General features: G+C 73.5%; 15 protein-coding genes and 1 pseudogene. 8 read left to right on the forward strand and 8 right to left on the reverse strand.

Annotated elements, in window-relative coordinates; translation table 11 throughout:
- A pseudogene (locus D0D28_RS21595) lies at positions 1–196 on the forward strand (manganese catalase family protein); the annotation flags it as partial.
- 53 nt (positions 197–249) lie between these two features.
- Here D0D28_RS21595 and D0D28_RS21600 read toward each other — a convergent pair.
- The 3 genes from D0D28_RS21600 to D0D28_RS21610 form a co-directional block, all read right to left on the reverse strand.
- On the reverse strand, positions 250–1,485 hold the full coding sequence (locus tag D0D28_RS21600) for a glycosyltransferase (RefSeq protein WP_116111823.1): 1,236 nt from the start codon (positions 1,483–1,485) through the stop codon (positions 250–252).
- On the reverse strand, positions 1,482–2,306 hold the full coding sequence (locus tag D0D28_RS21605) for a glycosyltransferase (RefSeq protein WP_116111826.1): 825 nt from the start codon (positions 2,304–2,306) through the stop codon (positions 1,482–1,484). Before D0D28_RS21605 ends, D0D28_RS21600 begins: the two co-directional genes overlap by 4 nt.
- A gap of 235 nt (positions 2,307–2,541) precedes the next feature.
- Positions 2,542–2,946 (reverse strand): DUF4383 domain-containing protein, encoded by a 405-nt coding sequence (locus D0D28_RS21610; protein ID WP_116111828.1) that lies wholly within the window; start codon positions 2,944–2,946, stop codon positions 2,542–2,544.
- 138 nt (positions 2,947–3,084) lie between these two features.
- Here D0D28_RS21610 and D0D28_RS21615 point away from each other — a divergent pair, with 138 nt between their 5' ends.
- The 3 genes from D0D28_RS21615 to D0D28_RS21625 all read left to right on the forward strand — a co-directional run bounded on the left by D0D28_RS21615 (position 3,085) and on the right by D0D28_RS21625 (position 6,765).
- Positions 3,085–3,879 carry a SigB/SigF/SigG family RNA polymerase sigma factor gene (locus D0D28_RS21615; RefSeq protein ID WP_094005959.1) on the forward strand — a complete coding sequence of 265 codons (795 nt, stop codon included), beginning with the start codon at positions 3,085–3,087 and terminating at the stop codon, positions 3,877–3,879.
- 119 nt (positions 3,880–3,998) lie between these two features.
- Positions 3,999–6,503 (forward strand): ATP-dependent Clp protease ATP-binding subunit, encoded by a 2,505-nt coding sequence (locus tag D0D28_RS21620; protein ID WP_116111831.1) that lies wholly within the window; start codon positions 3,999–4,001, stop codon positions 6,501–6,503.
- A gap of 7 nt (positions 6,504–6,510) precedes the next feature.
- Positions 6,511–6,765, forward strand: a complete 255-nt coding sequence (locus tag D0D28_RS21625) for a DUF6480 family protein (RefSeq protein ID WP_094005957.1) — start codon at positions 6,511–6,513, stop codon at positions 6,763–6,765.
- A 189-nt stretch (positions 6,766–6,954) separates the two neighbouring features.
- On the opposite strand, the gene D0D28_RS21630 is transcribed toward D0D28_RS21625, so the two are convergent.
- Positions 6,955–7,779 carry an SCO6745 family protein gene (locus tag D0D28_RS21630; RefSeq protein WP_116111833.1) on the reverse strand — a complete coding sequence of 275 codons (825 nt, stop codon included), beginning with the start codon at positions 7,777–7,779 and terminating at the stop codon, positions 6,955–6,957.
- The gene (locus D0D28_RS21635; protein WP_116111835.1) at positions 7,776–9,191 is read right to left on the reverse strand and encodes an amidase; all 1,416 of its coding nucleotides are present in this window, start codon (positions 9,189–9,191) and stop codon (positions 7,776–7,778) included. Before D0D28_RS21635 ends, D0D28_RS21630 begins: the two co-directional genes overlap by 4 nt.
- Positions 9,192–9,242: 51 nt before the next feature.
- Between D0D28_RS21635 and D0D28_RS21640 the strand changes: the two genes are divergently transcribed.
- The 3 genes from D0D28_RS21640 (at position 9,243) to D0D28_RS21650 (ending at position 12,777) form a co-directional block, all read left to right on the forward strand.
- A complete protein-coding gene (locus D0D28_RS21640) occupies positions 9,243–9,593 on the forward strand; it encodes an ArsR/SmtB family transcription factor (protein WP_094005955.1) in 351 nt (116 codons plus the stop codon).
- 71 nt (positions 9,594–9,664) lie between these two features.
- A complete protein-coding gene (locus D0D28_RS21645) occupies positions 9,665–10,399 on the forward strand; it encodes an HAD family hydrolase (RefSeq protein ID WP_094005954.1) in 735 nt (244 codons plus the stop codon).
- The gene (locus D0D28_RS21650) at positions 10,396–12,777 is read left to right on the forward strand and encodes a glycoside hydrolase family 65 protein (RefSeq protein WP_116111837.1); all 2,382 of its coding nucleotides are present in this window, start codon (positions 10,396–10,398) and stop codon (positions 12,775–12,777) included. Before D0D28_RS21645 ends, D0D28_RS21650 begins: the two co-directional genes overlap by 4 nt.
- Before the next feature lie 327 nt (positions 12,778–13,104).
- On the opposite strand, the gene D0D28_RS36235 is transcribed toward D0D28_RS21650, so the two are convergent.
- Positions 13,105–13,278, reverse strand: a complete 174-nt coding sequence (locus tag D0D28_RS36235) for a hypothetical protein (protein WP_167481517.1) — start codon at positions 13,276–13,278, stop codon at positions 13,105–13,107.
- 42 nt (positions 13,279–13,320) lie between these two features.
- A complete protein-coding gene (locus tag D0D28_RS21655; RefSeq protein WP_240323296.1) occupies positions 13,321–14,124 on the reverse strand; it encodes an Fpg/Nei family DNA glycosylase in 804 nt (267 codons plus the stop codon).
- A 61-nt stretch (positions 14,125–14,185) separates the two neighbouring features.
- Here D0D28_RS21655 and D0D28_RS21660 point away from each other — a divergent pair, with 61 nt between their 5' ends.
- Positions 14,186–14,566 (forward strand): nitroreductase family deazaflavin-dependent oxidoreductase, encoded by a 381-nt coding sequence (locus tag D0D28_RS21660; protein ID WP_094005951.1) that lies wholly within the window; start codon positions 14,186–14,188, stop codon positions 14,564–14,566.
- Here D0D28_RS21660 and D0D28_RS21665 read toward each other — a convergent pair.
- On the reverse strand, positions 14,559–15,599 hold the full coding sequence (locus tag D0D28_RS21665) for an LLM class F420-dependent oxidoreductase (protein ID WP_094005950.1): 1,041 nt from the start codon (positions 15,597–15,599) through the stop codon (positions 14,559–14,561). The genes D0D28_RS21660 and D0D28_RS21665 overlap by 8 nt on opposite strands.

Here is a 15,599-nt window from a genome sequence, read left to right on the forward strand (position 1 = left end):
CGGCCCCGACGGCAACAAAGGCTCCTGGTCCACCGGAGAGGACCGCATCGACTACCTCATGGACCCCAAACCCCTCGGCGGCCCCGGCAGCGCCCCCAAACCCGACCCACAGCTCTACGCGACCTACTCGCCCACGCAGGACGCGATGGGCACGGTCAAGGGCAAGGCCCAGTCCGCGGTCAACAAGCTGACCTGACGGAAAGAGCCCCCTCGGGAACCACTCCCGAGGGGGCTTTCCGCTCGCTCGCGTCAGACCGGGCTCGCCGCGGCGTCCGCGGGCACCACCGCACCGGCCGGGACCTTGTCCCCCAGCGCCTTCTCGTAGATGCGCAGGACGTCGACCGCGATGCGGTCCCACGAGTACCGCGACCGGGCCCGGTCGCACCCGGCGATCCCGTACGCCTCGCGCTGCGCCGGGTCGCCCAGCAGCCGCCGCAGGGTCGCCGCCAGCTCCTCCGGCCGCTTCGGCGGCACCAGCTCACCGGTCACGCCGTCCACCACGGTGTCGATCAGCCCGCCGACCGCGGCCGCCACCACCGGGACCCCGCAGGCCATGGCCTCCAGCGGCACGATGCCGAACGGCTCGTACCACGGCGTGCACACGACCAGGTCCGCCGACCGCAGCAGCGACGGCATCTCATCGCGCGTCACCTGGCCCAGCAGCCGCACCCGGTCGGCGACACCGAGCCGCCGGGCCAGCTCCAGCAGGCGATTGGCCTCCGGGTCGTCGGCGAGCCGTCCCTGCTCGGGGCCACCGGCGATCACCAGCTCGGCGCCGGGCACGGCGGGCAGCGCGGCGATCGCCGTCGCGAACCCCTTGCGCGGCACCAGCCGGCCGACGCTGACGATCCGGTGCAGGGTGCCGCGCGGGGCGGCCGGCCCGTCCGGCGTGAAGCGCTCCAGGTCCACCCCGCACGGGGCGACCGACATGCGTGCGCGCGGCAGGCCCATCCGGGCCAGCTCGAAGACCTCGTCGGAGCAGGTCGCGGCGACGCGGGCGGCGTTCTTGCCGATCAGCCGCTCCAGCTGCACCCGCTCGGGCGGGCTGGTGTCGGCGGTGCCCTGGTAGCGCTTCTTCACCACACCGAGGGCGTGGAAGGTCTGGACCACCGGCACGTCGGTGCCGCGGGTGGCCAGCAGCGACGCCAGCCCGGACATCCAGAAGTGCGCGTGCACCACGTCCGGGGTGTCCCGCTGCCACGACTTCGCCAGGTAGCGCCCGAACTCGGTCATGTGCGGCAGCAGCTCGTCCTTGGGCAGGCGCTCCGCGGGGCCGGCCGGGACGTGCACGACCCGGTAGCCCGCGGGGGCCCGGACCTGCTCCGGCTGCGCGCGGTCGTCGCGCCGGGTGTAGACGGTGACGTCGTGGCCCTGGCGGCACAACGCCGCGGACAGCTCCGCCACGTGCAGGTTCTGCCCGCCCGCGTCCACCTCGCCCAGCACGGCCAGGGGGTTGGCGTGCTCCGACACCATCGAGATCTTCATGCGCTACCTCCACTCGTCACCCGGCCGAGCTGGACGTCCCAGTTGCGCAGGAAGGCGTCCAGGCCGTAGCTGGCCAGCGCGTGCTCGCGCGCTTGCTTGCCCATCCGGTGCGCCAGTTCCGGGTCCGCCATGAGCTCGGCGGCCGCCCGCACCAGTTCGTTCACGTCCGCCGAGACGAAACCCGCCTCCGGCGGCACTGCCCGGGACGCCTCCGTGCCGGCCACCGCCACCACCGGCATCCCCAGGTGCATCGCCTCGATCAGCGACAGGCCCAGCGACGTCCAGCGTGGCGTGTGCAGGTACAGCCGGCACCGCGCCAGTCCCGCGTGCAGGGCGTCCTGCCCGAGATCACCCCGCGTGCGCAGGCGCTCGCCCAAGCCGAAGTGCTCCTCGAGCTTCTCCACGCCGATGCCCCACACGTCCAGCGGCGCGACCTCGGCGAAGGCGGGCAGCAGGTCGGTGCCCACCGCCCGGCCCCGCCGCACCGGCTCGTTCATCACGAGGCCGATCGAGGCCTCCTCGCCGGTGTAGAGCTCACCCGGGTCGACCACCCCGTGCTCGATGACCGTGGCGGGCGCCCGGCCGGAGTCCCAGATCAGGTGGTTGAAGTGGGTGACGTGCACCAGCGGGATCTCGTCCTGGCCGGCCAGCGGGTGCCGCGTGCGCGGCACGTCGCCGGTCGGGGTGTTGTGCTCGACGAACACCGCCGGCACGTCCCGGCCGGGCTTCCGCCCGGTCCAGCGCTCGGCCAGCTCGATCTCCTCCGGGCGCTGGAGGACGACCACGTCGATGTCGGCGTCGCGCAGCTGGGCCGGGCTCACTTCCCGCGCCGACGGCCACGCTCGGTCACAACGCCCCCGGCCCCAGGGACCGCCCTCCGGCAACAGCGGAAGGAGGTACTCGTGCCGCCCGCGCACGAACGAACTGGTCCACGACCCGTGCACGTGCCACACCAGGATTCGCAGCGGATCGTCCTCTCCCCGTCTCATGGAGGAGTTCTTTCACCCTGGCAGAGGAACTAAACACGCTACGCAGCACTGCTACTCTCCGTAGTCGTCACACGCGTTCGGTGTTCCTCGTCCGGGTGGGCAGCAGGAAGACGACCAGTCCCAGCACCGCGACCACGCCGTGCAGGGCGTTGTCGGTCCAGGCCGGGTCGAACAGGCGGCGGACGTCACCCGGGCCGCCGGTGCCCGCCGACAGCAGGCCCCACACGGTGATGCCCAGCAGTCCGAAGAAGACCACCAGGCCGAGGATCCGCGCGGACGGTCCCTTCCAGGCCGCCACCAGCGCGAGCAGGCCGACCGCGGTGCGCGTCAGGTTCAGCAGCGTTCCCGTGTGGAACCCGAGGAGTTCGCCGGACGTGGCGAACCCGCCGATCCCCAGTGCCAGGAACACCACGCCGACCAGTAGCGCGAAACCCTGGGCCACCGGCGCCCGCCCCGTGGTGTGTGCAGCCATGGAAAGACCTCCTTCGTTCCGGCTCGTCCGCCCGGGGTTCCCCGCGGCGGGCGGCCGCAACCAGGTGTGGCGAACGGCGGGACGGGGTAGCCCGGGCCATGACCAGGCCGGGACGAAGCAGCGGGGGGAAGCGGAACGTTGGCTGAGACGCGCCTCGCGGGCACCGTCGAGGACAACGATTCCTCGGTGGACGACACCCCCACCTTCACGGATCTGGCGGCCACCCCGCCGGAGGATCCGCGCCGCGAGCGGCTCCGCACCGCGCTGGTCACCCAGTACCTGTCGGTGGCCGAGCACATCGCGCGCCGGTTCAGCGGGCGCGGCGAGGCGTACGAGGACCTGCTGCAGGTCGCGCGGGTCGGGCTGATCAACGCCGTCGACCGGTTCGAGCCGGAACGCGGCACCGACTTCCTGTCCTTCGCGGTGCCCACGATCATGGGCGAGGTGCGGCGGCACTTCCGCGACGCCAGCTGGTCGGTGCGGGTGCCGCGCCGGCTCAAGGAACTCCACCTGCAGATCGGGCAGGCCAGCGGCGAGCTGGGCCAGCGCCTGGGCCGCGCGCCGACCCCGACCGAGATCGCCCGCGAGCTGGACCTCACGCCCGACGAGGTGAGCGAGGGCCTGCAGGCCGGCAACGCCTACTACGCCGTGTCGGTCGACAAACCCGCCGGTGAGGACGACGACGCCGCGTCGCTGGCCGACACCCTCGGGGAAGAGGACTACGGCATCGAGACGGTGGAGAACCACGAGGCACTGCAGCCGCTGCTGCGCGACCTGGCCCCGCGCGAGCGCACCATCCTCATGCTGCGGTTCTTCGGCAACATGACGCAGACCCAGATCGCCAAGCGCGTGGGCATCTCCCAGATGCACGTGTCGCGGCTGCTCGCGCAGACCCTGCAGCACCTGCGCGAGAAGCTCACCGAAGAGCCCTGACCTCGCGGTTTCACCCCGCCCGGCCCCGGGTAGCCGACGGCGGTGGATCGCCCGGGCCCGTTCCGTCCGATGTGGAGCGCCGGGCGCGCACCCCCACGGCTAAGGAGTGTTCCGCGCACATGACCGGCTTCTTCGCGGGCGGGCCCGGCAGTCCGTTCGACCAGTTCCTGGCCCAGTTCTTCGGCAACGCCGTGCCCAGCAGGCGGCCGAACGCGGTCGACATCACCCGCCTCATGTCCGACCAGGCGCGGGAACTCGTCGCGCACGCCGCCGAGAAGGCCGCCGAGCAGGGCCGCACCGACGTCGACACCGAACAGCTGCTGTGGGCGGCCACCCAGGCCTCGCCGACGCGCCGGCTGCTGGAGAGCGCGGGCGCCGACCCCGACGACATCGCGCGTGAGATCGACCGGCACGGCAACGGCGCCGGTCAGCGCAGCACGCCGGCCATGCTCGCGCCGGGCGCCAAGCGCACGCTGCTGGACGCGCACGGCATCGCCCGCACCCTCGGCTCCACCTACATCGGGCCCCAGCACCTGCTGCTCGCGCTCGTGGCCAACCCGGACTCCGCGGCCGGCCGCATTCTCGCGCGGGCGGGCGTCACCCCGGAGGCCTTCCAGGGGCCGTCACCGCAGGGCGCCCGGCCCGAGCAGCGGCCGGCCCGCACCGGCACGCCGACACTGGACCAGTACGGCCGCGATCTCACCGCCGAGGCGGCCGAGGGCAACATCGACCCGGTCGTCGGGCGCGACGAGGAGATCGAGCAGACCATCGAGGTGCTGTCGCGGCGCACCAAGAACAACCCGGTGCTGATCGGCGAACCGGGCGTGGGCAAGACGGCGATCGTCGAGGGCCTGGCGCAGCGCATCTGCGACGGCGACGTGCCCGACCTGCTCGCCCGGCGCCAGGTGGTGCGGCTCGACCTGACCGCGATGGTCGCCGGGACCCGCTACCGCGGCGACTTCGAGGAGCGCATGACCAACCTCCTCGACGAGATCCGCGCGCACCGCGACCAGCTGATCGTGTTCATCGACGAGCTGCACACCGTGGTCGGCGCGGGCGCGTCGGAGGGCTCGATGGGCGCGGGCAACATGCTCAAGCCCGCGCTGGCCCGCGGCGAGCTGCACATCGTCGGCGCGACCACGCTGGAGGAGTACCGGCAGCACATCGAGAACGACCCGGCGCTGGAGCGGCGGTTCCAGCCGATCCTGGTGCCCGAGCCGTCGGTGGCCGACACCGTCGCGATCCTGCACGGCCTGCGCGACCGGTACGAGGCGCACCACCAGGTCCGGTTCACCGACGAGGCGCTGGCCGCGGCCGCCGACCTGTCCGACCGCTACCTGACCGACCGGTTCCTGCCGGACAAGGCGATCGACCTGATCGACCAGGCGGGCGCGCGGGTGCGGCTGCGCGCCGGCCGCCGTCCCCACGACGTGCGTGAGATGCAGGCCCGGCTGGAGGAGCTGTCCCGGGACAAGGACCAGGCCGTCGCGGAGGAGAACTTCGAGCGCGCCTCGGCCCTGCGCGACGAGATCGCCGGCCTGCGTGAGCAGCTGCGCGCCGCGGACAGCGAGGGGCGGCCCGGCGGGGCGCAGGAGGTGACGCGCGAGGACATCGCCGAGGTGATCTCGCGGCTGACCGGGGTGCCGGTGAACCAGCTGACCGAGGACGAGCGCGACCGGCTGCTGCGGCTGGAGGAGCACCTGCACGAACGGGTCATCGGGCAGGAGGAGGCGGTCGACGCGGTCGCCGAGGCGGTGCGCCGGTCGCGGGCCGGGTTCGCCCCGCCGGGCCGGCCCTACGGCAGTTTCCTGTTCCTCGGCCCGACCGGGGTCGGCAAGACCGAGCTGGCGCGGGCGCTGGCGGCGGCGCTGTTCGGCGACGAGGAGCGGATGATCCGGCTGGACATGTCCGAGTACGGCGAGCGGCACACGGTCAGCAGGCTGATCGGCGCTCCCCCGGGCTACGTCGGGTACGAGGAGGCCGGCCAGCTGACCGAGGCGGTGCGGCGGCGGCCCTACTCGGTGGTGCTGTTCGACGAGATCGAGAAGGCGCACCCGGAGATCTTCAACGTGCTGCTGCAGGTCCTCGACGACGGCCGGCTCACCGACGGGCGCGGGCGCACGGTGAACTTCACCAACACCGTGCTCATCATGACCAGCAACATCGGGTCGGAGATCATCTCCAGCAGCACGCAGGGCGCGCTCGGGTTCGGCACCGACCGCGGCGACGCCGAGGGGCCGCTGCGGGACCGGCTGATGCGGCGGCTGCGGGAGTCGTTCCGGCCGGAGTTCCTCAACCGGATCGACGAGATCATCGTGTTCCGCAAGCTGGCGGTCCGGCAGCTGGAGCAGATCACCGAGCTGATGCTGGAGCAGACGAAACGGCGGGCGCACGCGCAGGGCATCACGCTGGAGTTCACGCCGGAGGCGGTGTCGTGGCTGGCGCGGGCCGGGTACCAGCCCGAGTTCGGCGCGCGCCCGATGCGCCGCACGATCCAGCGCGAGGTCGACAACCCGTTGTCGAGGATGATGCTGCGCGGCGAGCTGTCCCCGGGCGCGCGGGTGCGCGTGGCCGGCGGGGACAAGGGCTTGTCGTTCGACGTGTCGGCGTCGGTGGGAAGGTGAGTGTGCGATGAGCGGTCCCGATCCGCGGCCGGGCGACACCCCGCCCGACCCCGACCCGGCCCGGACGCCGGGGCTGGAGCCCGGCGGAGGCGTCGCCCCCGGTGACACGCCGCCGGACTCGGGGCAGACCTCCGGCCTGTCACACCACCAGCAGAAACCCCCACGAGCCCTCCCCGTCGCGACGATCGTGATCTCGGTGGTGCTGGCAGTGCTGGTGGCGGCGCTGCTGGTGGCGTCGGCGGTGGGCTGGCTGCAGTTCTGAACCCAAGCCGGCGTGCGACGCCCCGGCGCCAGCAGCGGACCGGCACGGCAGCGCCGCGCAGCGGCTTCCCGGCCGATCCCCGCCACCCGGCCTGACCACCCTCCGGCTCCGCCATCCGCTGCCTTCACCCTCCACCGCGCCGCGGCAGCGCCGCGCAGCGGCTCCCGGCGGTCAGCCCCGCGCAGCGGCTCAGGGCGCGGGCGCCCCCACCGGGTTCGGGTGTGGCACCGGCGCCGGCACCAGCCCCCGCGCGATCGGCCTCAGCCAGCCATCCAGCGTGGCCAGCTCGTCCGCGTCCGCCACCGCGTACGGCGCCGCCGCCAGCTCGTCCGTCCGCCGCTCGATGTGGTCCCTCAGCCGGGCGCCCTCGTCGGTCAGTCCGTCCGCACGCACGAGTCCCCGCGCGGTGAGGCGCTCGCGTGCCGCCGTCCACTCCTCGTCCGTCCAGCCGCGGTGGGGTGCCACCACGCTCCGGCTGCCGTCCGCCGCGTCGCGCAGGGCGTGGGCCTCCAGGCCGTCGATCCCCTCCGCGGCGAGCACCGCCACGTGGCCGTCGCCGCGGTGCTCGCGCAACGTCGTCGCCGCCTGCCAGAGCGCGGCGAGCGGCTCGTCCGGCCACGGCAACGCGGCGTTCGCCGCCCCCAGCGGCCGCCCCGCCCAGCCGGCCGCCTCCACGATCCGCCGCAACACCGACAGCACCGGCCCCGGCACCTCCGGCACGCTCTCCCGCAGCGCCGCCACCGCACCCGCGCTCCGGGCCGCCAGCGCGTCCGCCGGGGACACCACGTCCCAGATCGCGGGCACCGACCGCGCCAGGAACGACGGCGCGAAGTTGTAGAACACCGCCGTCACCACCCCGAGCCCAGCAGCCCCCAGCGGCGCCGCCCGCGTCCCGACGTACCCGCGCCAGAACCCGCGAAGCCCCGCGGCCTCGTGCGCCGCCTTCGCCTGCGGGGCGAAGTAGGTGACGTCGTGCAGCGTCTCCAGCACCACCCACAGCTCCCGCGCCCTCATCGCGCCACCGCCGGGCGCTGCCGGCCCACCTGGGTGGCCTGCTCGAACGCGTGCCCCAGCTGCAGCACGGCGAAGTCCGCGCGGTGCGGCCCCACGATCTGCACCCCCACCGGCAGGCCACCCGGCGTGAACCCGGCCGGCACCGACAACGCGGGCGAACCGCTGACCGTGACGAAGTAGGCCGAGCGCATCCAGTCCAGGTAGGTCTCCATGTCCTGGCCCGCGACCCGCACCGGGTACTCCAGCTCCCCGTCGAACGGCGGCACCTGGCTCACCGGCAGCACCAGGAAGTCGTAGCGGGTGAAGAACTCGCGGAAGCGGTGGAACAGCTCGGTGCGCAGGACCTCGGCGCGTCCCACGTCGGTCGCCGACAGCCGCAGCCCCTCCTCGGTGTTCCACACGATGCTGTCCTTGAGCCGGTCCCGCGCGGACGCCAGCAGCGGCCCGAACTTCACCGCGAACTGCCACGCCCGCAGGATGCGGAACGCCTCGTCCGCGCCGGTGAAGTCCGGGCAGTCGCGCTCCACCACGCACCCCATGTCCGCGAACGCCTTCGCCGACGCCTCGACCACGTCCGCGACCTCCGGTTCCACCGGCACGCTCCCGCCCAGATCGGGCGACCACGCGATCCGCAGGCCGCGCACGTCGCGGTCCAGCGGACGGGCGAAGACCTCCCCCGGCTCGTCCAGCGCGATCGGCGACCGCGGGTCCGGCCCGGCGAGCACCGACAGCAGCAGCGCCGCGTCGGCGACGGTGCGGGCCATCGGGCCCACCGTCGCCAGCCCGGACCAGCCCAGCGGCGCCGGCCACGACGGCACCCGTCCGATCGACGGCCGGAATCCGACGACGTTGCAGAACGACGCCGGGTTGCGCAGCGACCCGCCGAGGTCGCTGCCGTCGGCGAGCGGGTGCATCCCGGTGGCCAGGGCGGCCGCGGCGCCACCGCTGCTCCCGCCCGCGGACCGGCCGGGGTCGTAGGGGTTCCGGGTGGCGCCGAAGACCGGGTTGAAGGTGTGCGAGCCGGCGGCGAACTCCGGCACGTTGGTCTTGCCGAGGCTGATCACCCCGGCGGCCCGCATGCGCTCGATCACCAGCTCGTCGCGTTCGGGCACGTGGTCCGCGTGCAGCGGCGAGCCGAACGTGGTGCGGATGCCGGCCGTCTCGTGGGTGTCCTTGTGCGCGACCGGGATGCCGTGCAGGGGCGGCAGGTCCGCGCCGCGGGCGGCGCGCTCGTCAGCCGAGGCCGCCTCGGCCAGCGCCCGCTCGGCGACGACCGTGACGACGGCGTTGACCCGCGGGTTGACGCGGTCGATCTGGTCGAGGTGCGCCTGGACGACCTCGCGGGCGGACAGCTCGCGCGCCCCGAGCGCGGCGCGCAGTTCCCGTGCGGTGCGGAAGGGAATGTCGGTCACGCGTCGATCCTGCCAGCAACGCGGGCCGCGGGCGGATGAGACGATGCCGGGGTGACGAACGGGGCGGATCGCCGGGTGATCGACGGCCCGGCCGTCGAGGCGGCGCTGGCCGGGCTCGGCGAGCGGGACGTGGTGCGCGAGTGGGCCGAGCGGTTCTCCGTCCTGGCCGACCCGTCGCGCCTGACGTTGCTCGTGTGCATCCACTACGCGCGGGAGATCTGCGTCTCCGACCTGGCGGTGGCGGCCGGCATGACGGACACCGCGGTCTCCCAGGCGCTGCGGCTGTTGCGCGCGCACGGCCTGGTCACCGCGCGGCGAACCGGCCGGATCGTGCGGTACCGGCTCGCGGACGCGACCGTCCACGAGCTGATCCACCACGTCCGCCCGCACCCGGATCACTAGCGCCGCCCGGTATAGGTCGTTATACGCAGCGGAGCGCGGCGAGCGCGCCGGTTCGCAGGTACCGTGCAGGCATGATCGGGTTGCCCGACGGCATCACCGCGTGCCTGTTCGACCTGGACGGTGTCCTCACCGGCACCGCCGCGCTGCACCGGGAGGCCTGGAAGCAGACGTTCGACCAGTTCCTGCGCGAACGGGACGGAAGCGGTTTCCACCCGTTCACCGACGCCGACTACGCCCGCTTCGTGGACGGGCGGCCGCGGCTGGACGGGGTGCGCACGTTCCTCGCCTCGCGCGGGATCGACCTGCCCGAGGGCGATCCGGGCGACGCGCCCACCGAGCACACCGTGCACGGGCTGGGCAACCGCAAGAACGATCTCGTGCTGCGGATCATCGCCGAGCGCGGCCCGAATCCCTACGAGGGCTCCCGCCGGTACCTGGAGGCCGCCCGGGACGCGGGACTGGCGATCGCGGTGGTGACGTCGTCGGCGAACGCGCAGGCGGTCCTGGACGCCGCCGGGTTCACCCCGTTCGTGCAGGCGCGCATCGACGGGCTGGTCATCACCCGCGACGGGCTGCGCGGCAAACCGGCGCCCGACTCGTTCCTCGCCGGGGCCGAGGCGCTGGGCGTCGGCCCGGAGCGGGCCGCGGTGTTCGAGGACGCGCTGGCCGGTGTCGAAGCGGGCCGGGCGGGGAACTTCGGGTTCGTCGTCGGCGTGAACCGGGCGGACCAGGCGGAGGCGCTGCGGGAGCACGGCGCCGACGTGGTGGTGGACGATCTCGCGGAACTGCTGGGGGACAAGGCATGAGCCTGGTGACGCGCGGCTACGAATGCGCGCCGTGGGAACTGCGGTGGCGCGGGCTGGCGGTGGACCAGTTGCAGCGCACCGAATCGACGTTCGCGTTGTCGAACGGGCACATCGGCCTGCGCGGCACGCTCGAGGAGGGCGAGCCGCGCGGTCTGCCCGGCACCTACCTGAACGGCTTCTACGAGGAACACGAGCTGCCCTACGCGGAGGCCGGCTACGGCTACCCGGAGGCCGGGCAGACGATCGTGAACGTGACCGACGGCAAGATCATCCGCCTGCTGGTGGAGGACGAGCCGTTCGACATGCGCTACGGCACCGCGGCCGCGCACGAGCGGGTGCTGGACTTCCGGACGGGCACGCTGAGCCGGACCACCGAGTGGTCGTCGCCGACCGGCCGGTGCGTGCGGGTGCGGACCCAGCGGCTGGTGTCGTTCACCCAGCGGGCGGTGGTGGCGATCCGGTACGAGGTCGAGCCGCTGGACGGGAAGATGCAGCTGGTGCTGCAGTCGGACCTGCTGGCCAACGAGCCGATCGAGTCGGACAGCAAGGACCCGCGGGTGGCCGCGGCGCTGCAGTCGCCGCTCCAGTCGGAGTTCTTCCTCGCCGAGGGCTACCGCGCGGTGCTGGTGCACCAGACGCGGCGGTCCGGGCTGCGGGTGGCCGCGGCGATGGACCACCAGATCGAGTCGCCGGACGGGCTGCGCACCGACATCCTCGCCGAGGAGGACCTGGCGCGGCTGAGCATCGCGGTGGACGTGCCGCAGGGCAAGGTGCTGCGGCTGACGAAGTTCGTCGGGTACGGGTGGTCGGCGCAGCGTTCGGTGCCGGCGCTGCGGGCGCAGGTGGACGCCGCGCTGGCCGGGGCGTTGCAGACCGGCTGGGACGGGCTGCTGGCCGAGCAGCGCGCCTTCCTGGACGACTTCTGGGAGACCGCCGACATCGAGATCGACGGCGACCCGGAGCTGCAGCAGGCGACCCGGTTCGCGTTGTTCCACATCCTGCAGGCCGGGGCCCGCGGGGAGAGCCGCGCGATCCCGGGCAAGGGGCTGACCGGGCCGGGCTACGACGGCCACGCCTTCTGGGACACCGAGTCGTTCGTGCTGCCGGTGCTGACCTACAGCGTGCCGGAGGCGGCACGGGATGCCTTGCGGTGGCGGCACTCCACGCTGCCCAAGGCGCGGGAACGGGCGCGGCAGCTGGGGTTGCGCGGCGCGGCGTTCCCGTGGCGGTCGATCAACGGCGCGGAGTGCTCGGCGTACTGGCCGGCGGGCACCGCGGCGTTCCACGTCAGCGCCGACATCTCCGACGCGGTCGCCCGCTACTACTGGGCCACCGGTGACGCGGAGTTCGAGCGCCAGTGTGGCACCGAGCTGCTGCTGGAGACGGCGCGGCTGTGGATGTCACTGGGCCACTTCGACCGGCACGGCCGCTTCCGCATCGACGGCGTGACCGGGCCGGACGAGTACTCGGCGGTCGCGGACAACAACGTCTACACGAACCTGATGGCGCAACGGAACCTCCGCGAGGCGGCGGCGTCCTGCGAGCGGGTGCCGGAGGTCGCGGCACTGTACGGTGTGGACGAAGCCGAGCTGGCGGCCTGGCGGCAGGCGGCCGAGCGGATGTTCGTGCCGTACAACGAAGAGCTGGGGGTGCACCCGCAGTCGGAGGGGTTCACCGAGCACCTGGACTGGGACTTCGCGGGCACGCCACTGGAGAACTACCCGCTGCTGCTGAACTACCCGTACTTCGACCTGTACCGCAAGCAGGTGGTCAAGCAGGCGGATCTGGTGCTGGCGCTGCATTTCCGGGGGGATGCGTTCACGCCGGAGCAGAAGCAGCGCAACTTCGCCTACTACGAGGCCAGGACCGTGCGGGACTCGTCGCTGTCGGCAGGCACGCAGTCGGTGATCGCGGCCGAGGTGGGCCACCTGGACCTCGCCTACGACTACCTGGGCGAGGCGGCGCTGACCGATCTGCACGACGTGCACAACAACGTCCGGAACGGACTGCACATGGCGTCGCTGGCCGGGGCGTGGATGGGGGTGGTCGCGGGTTTCGGCGGGATGCGCGACCACGACGGCAAGCTGAGCTTCGCGCCGCGGCTGCCGCCCGCGCTGGACCGCATCCAGTTCCGCATGTGCTTCCGCGGCAGCCGGTTCGCGGTGGAGATCCACCGGGACGACGCGACGTACCGGCTGCTGTCCGGCAAGGAGGTGGAGATCCGGCACCACGGCGAGCCGATGTCGGTGACCGGGACGCCGACGACGAAGCCGATCCCGCCGATCGACCCCGGCCCGGCGCCGCACCAGCCGGTGGGCCGCGAGCCGGCCCACCGGGACCCCGCCCAGGTGCGGCGGAACATCGCCGCTTCGCGCTGATTTCGCGGGCGCCGTGATGCCACTCGTACCGGAACCAGCCGCCGGGACTCCCCGCCGCTGAGATCGGCACGCCGACCGCGGCAGCCGGGGTCCCACCGAGGCCGCCCTTCCCGCGGGACCCCGGGCCCCGCCGCCGGGTGGCCGTCGGGCCCCACGCTCGACGCGATGGGCGCCGGGCAACGGCCACATGGCCGCCAGCCCCCGCCCAGCGCCGCCGGTACCGGCACGGCCGGACGGCCATCAGGCCCCGCGCCCAGCGCCGCCGGCGCCGGATGGCTGCTGCTTCCCAGCGCGGGCCGGGCTCCGCCCGGTGCCCGCCGCCCGGGCTCAGTCCGGTGGCTCGGGCACTCCTTCCTCGACCTCGATCTTTTCCGAGTTCGGCGGCTTCTCCACGTCGTCGGTGGGCCCGAGGTCCAGATCGGGGTGCCGCACCTCCGGGAAGTCCGGGGACAGCGGCGGCTCCGGGCTGACCGGCTTCTTCTCGTCGTCCTTGTCGTTCATGGCACCGGCTTACCCCATTTCCCCGCACTGTCAACCGCGCTGTCAACCGGGCTGGCACCGCGGGCACCACACGGTGCCCCGCCCGCCGACCCGGCCACGGGCCAGCGCACGACCGCACCGCGGGCACGACCCCGACGGCTCGTCCCGCCGTCCGGTCAGCCACGTCTTGCGCGGCGGCACCCGCCCGGCCTGCACCGCCTCGCGCAGCACCTTCCGCATCTCCCGGTGCAGCCGGTCGGCCGCCGCGCGGTCCAGGTCCGCGGCCCGCGCCCGCGGGGCGATCCGGGCCCGCCACAGGATCTCGTCGGCCAGCAGGTTGCCCAGCCCGGCCAGCACCGCCTGGTCGGTCAGCAGCGGCTTGAGCCCCCGGCGGCGGCCGAGCAGGTCCCGGAACCGCTCCCGCGGCACCTCCAGCGCGTCCGGCCCGGTGCCGGCCAGCAGCCGGTCCAGCTCCGCGTCGTCGGCGAGCAGGCGCAGGCCCTGCAGCTTGCGCATGTCGCGGTACCGCAGCTCCCCGTCGTCGAAGGCGAAGATCACCCGGTCGTGCCGCTGCCGGTCGTCCGAATCGGACCACTCCAGCGACCCGGTCATGCCGAAGTGCAGCACCACCGTCTCCGGGCCGCCGTCCACCGGCACGACCAGCCACTTCCCCAGCCGCCGGGGCTCGCCGAACCGCCGGCCCCGCAACGCCTCCCGCAACCGGCGCGCGCTCACCCCGCGCAGCACCCCCGCATCCAGCGTGGTCACGCCGGTGATCCGCTTGCCCACCCCGTGCGCGGCGAGCGTGCGGCGGAAGCCTTCGACGTCCGGCAGCTCGGGCATGCCGCAGCGTTCCACCGCGCCCACGCAGCCAAACGTCAATTCATCACGTGTTGATTTTCGGTGGCCGCACGGGCATGCTGTTCGCATGGTGCTGCCGAAGAGGATCGCCCGGTTCAACCGCGTCGCGACCAACCGCGTCCTGGGCCCGCTGACCAAGAGGCTGCCCGGGTTCGGGACGATCGTCCACCGGGGCCGCAAGTCCGGGACGACCTACCGGACGCCGGTGAACGTCTTCCGCGCCGACGGCGGCTACGTCCTGGCGCTGACCTACGGGCCGGACACCGACTGGGTCCGCAACATCCTCGCCGCGGGCGGCTGCGAGATCGAGACGCGGGGCCGGTCCGTCCGGACGACCCGGCCCCGCGTCGTGCACGACGAGCAGCGCACCAGCATGCCGCCCGGCGTGCGCCAGATCCTGTCGGTCGTCGGGGTGACCGACTTCCTGTTCCTGGACCGGGTCAGCTGAGCAGTTCGCGCAGCTCGCTCACCACGCCGACGCGCCGGGCCGGGTCGGGTTCGAGGAACGTGACCTGCAGGGTGGTGACCCCGGCCGCGCGCAGGGCGGCCAGCCGCTCCTTGACCAGCCCCTTCGGGCCGACCAGGGAGATCGCCTCCAGCAGCTCGGCCGGAATCGCGGCGGCGGCCTCCTCCTTCTTGCCGTCCAGGTAGAGGTCCTGGATCAGCTTGGCCTCGGCCTCGTAGCCGTAGCGGCAGGCCAGCTCGTTGTAGAAGTTCTTGCCGCGGGCGCCCATGCCGCCGACGTAGAGAGCGACGACCGGGCGGACCCAGTCGAGCATGTGGCCCACGTCCTCGCCGATCGCCACCGGCACCCCGACCGCGACGTCCAGCTCACCCAGCGACGGGTCCCGCTTGGCCCGGCCCTCGGCCAGCGCCTCGCCCCACACCTCGGCGGCGCGCTCCGGGTGGAAGAAGATCGGCTGCCAGCCCTCGGCGATCTCCGCGGTCAGCGCCACGTTCTTCGGCCCGATGGCCGCGATCTGCACCGGGATCCGCTCCCGCACCGGGTGGTTGATGATCTTCAGCGGCTTGCCCAGGCCGGTGCCCTGGTCCGCGGGCAGCGGGATCTGGTAGTGCTTGCCGTCGTGCACCACGCGCTCGCGCCGCCACACCTGGCGGCAGATCTCCACGATCTCGCGGGTCCGGCCCAGCGGCGCGTCGTAGCGCACGCCGTGGAAGCCCTCCACGACCTGCGGCCCGGACGCGCCGATGCCGAGGATGAACCGGCCATCGGACACGAAGTCCAGGCCGGCCGCCGTCATCGCGGTCAGCGTCGGCGTGCGCGTGTAGATCTGCAGGATGCCCGACGCGAGCTGGACGCGCTCGGTCTTCGCCGCGACGTAGCCGAGCTGGCTGACCGCGTCGAACGAGTAGGCCTCGGGGATGGTGACGACGTCGAGGCCGGCCTTCTCCAGCTCGACGACGTCGCGGACGCTCTCGGCGAACCCGCCGGAGTACGAGATCTGGGTGCCGATCCGCAT

Origin of the sequence: Amycolatopsis ruanii, assembly GCF_003385175.1 — a bacterium.
In the GTDB taxonomy this organism is placed as follows: Bacteria; Actinomycetota; Actinomycetes; order Mycobacteriales; family Pseudonocardiaceae; genus Amycolatopsis_E; species Amycolatopsis_E thermalba.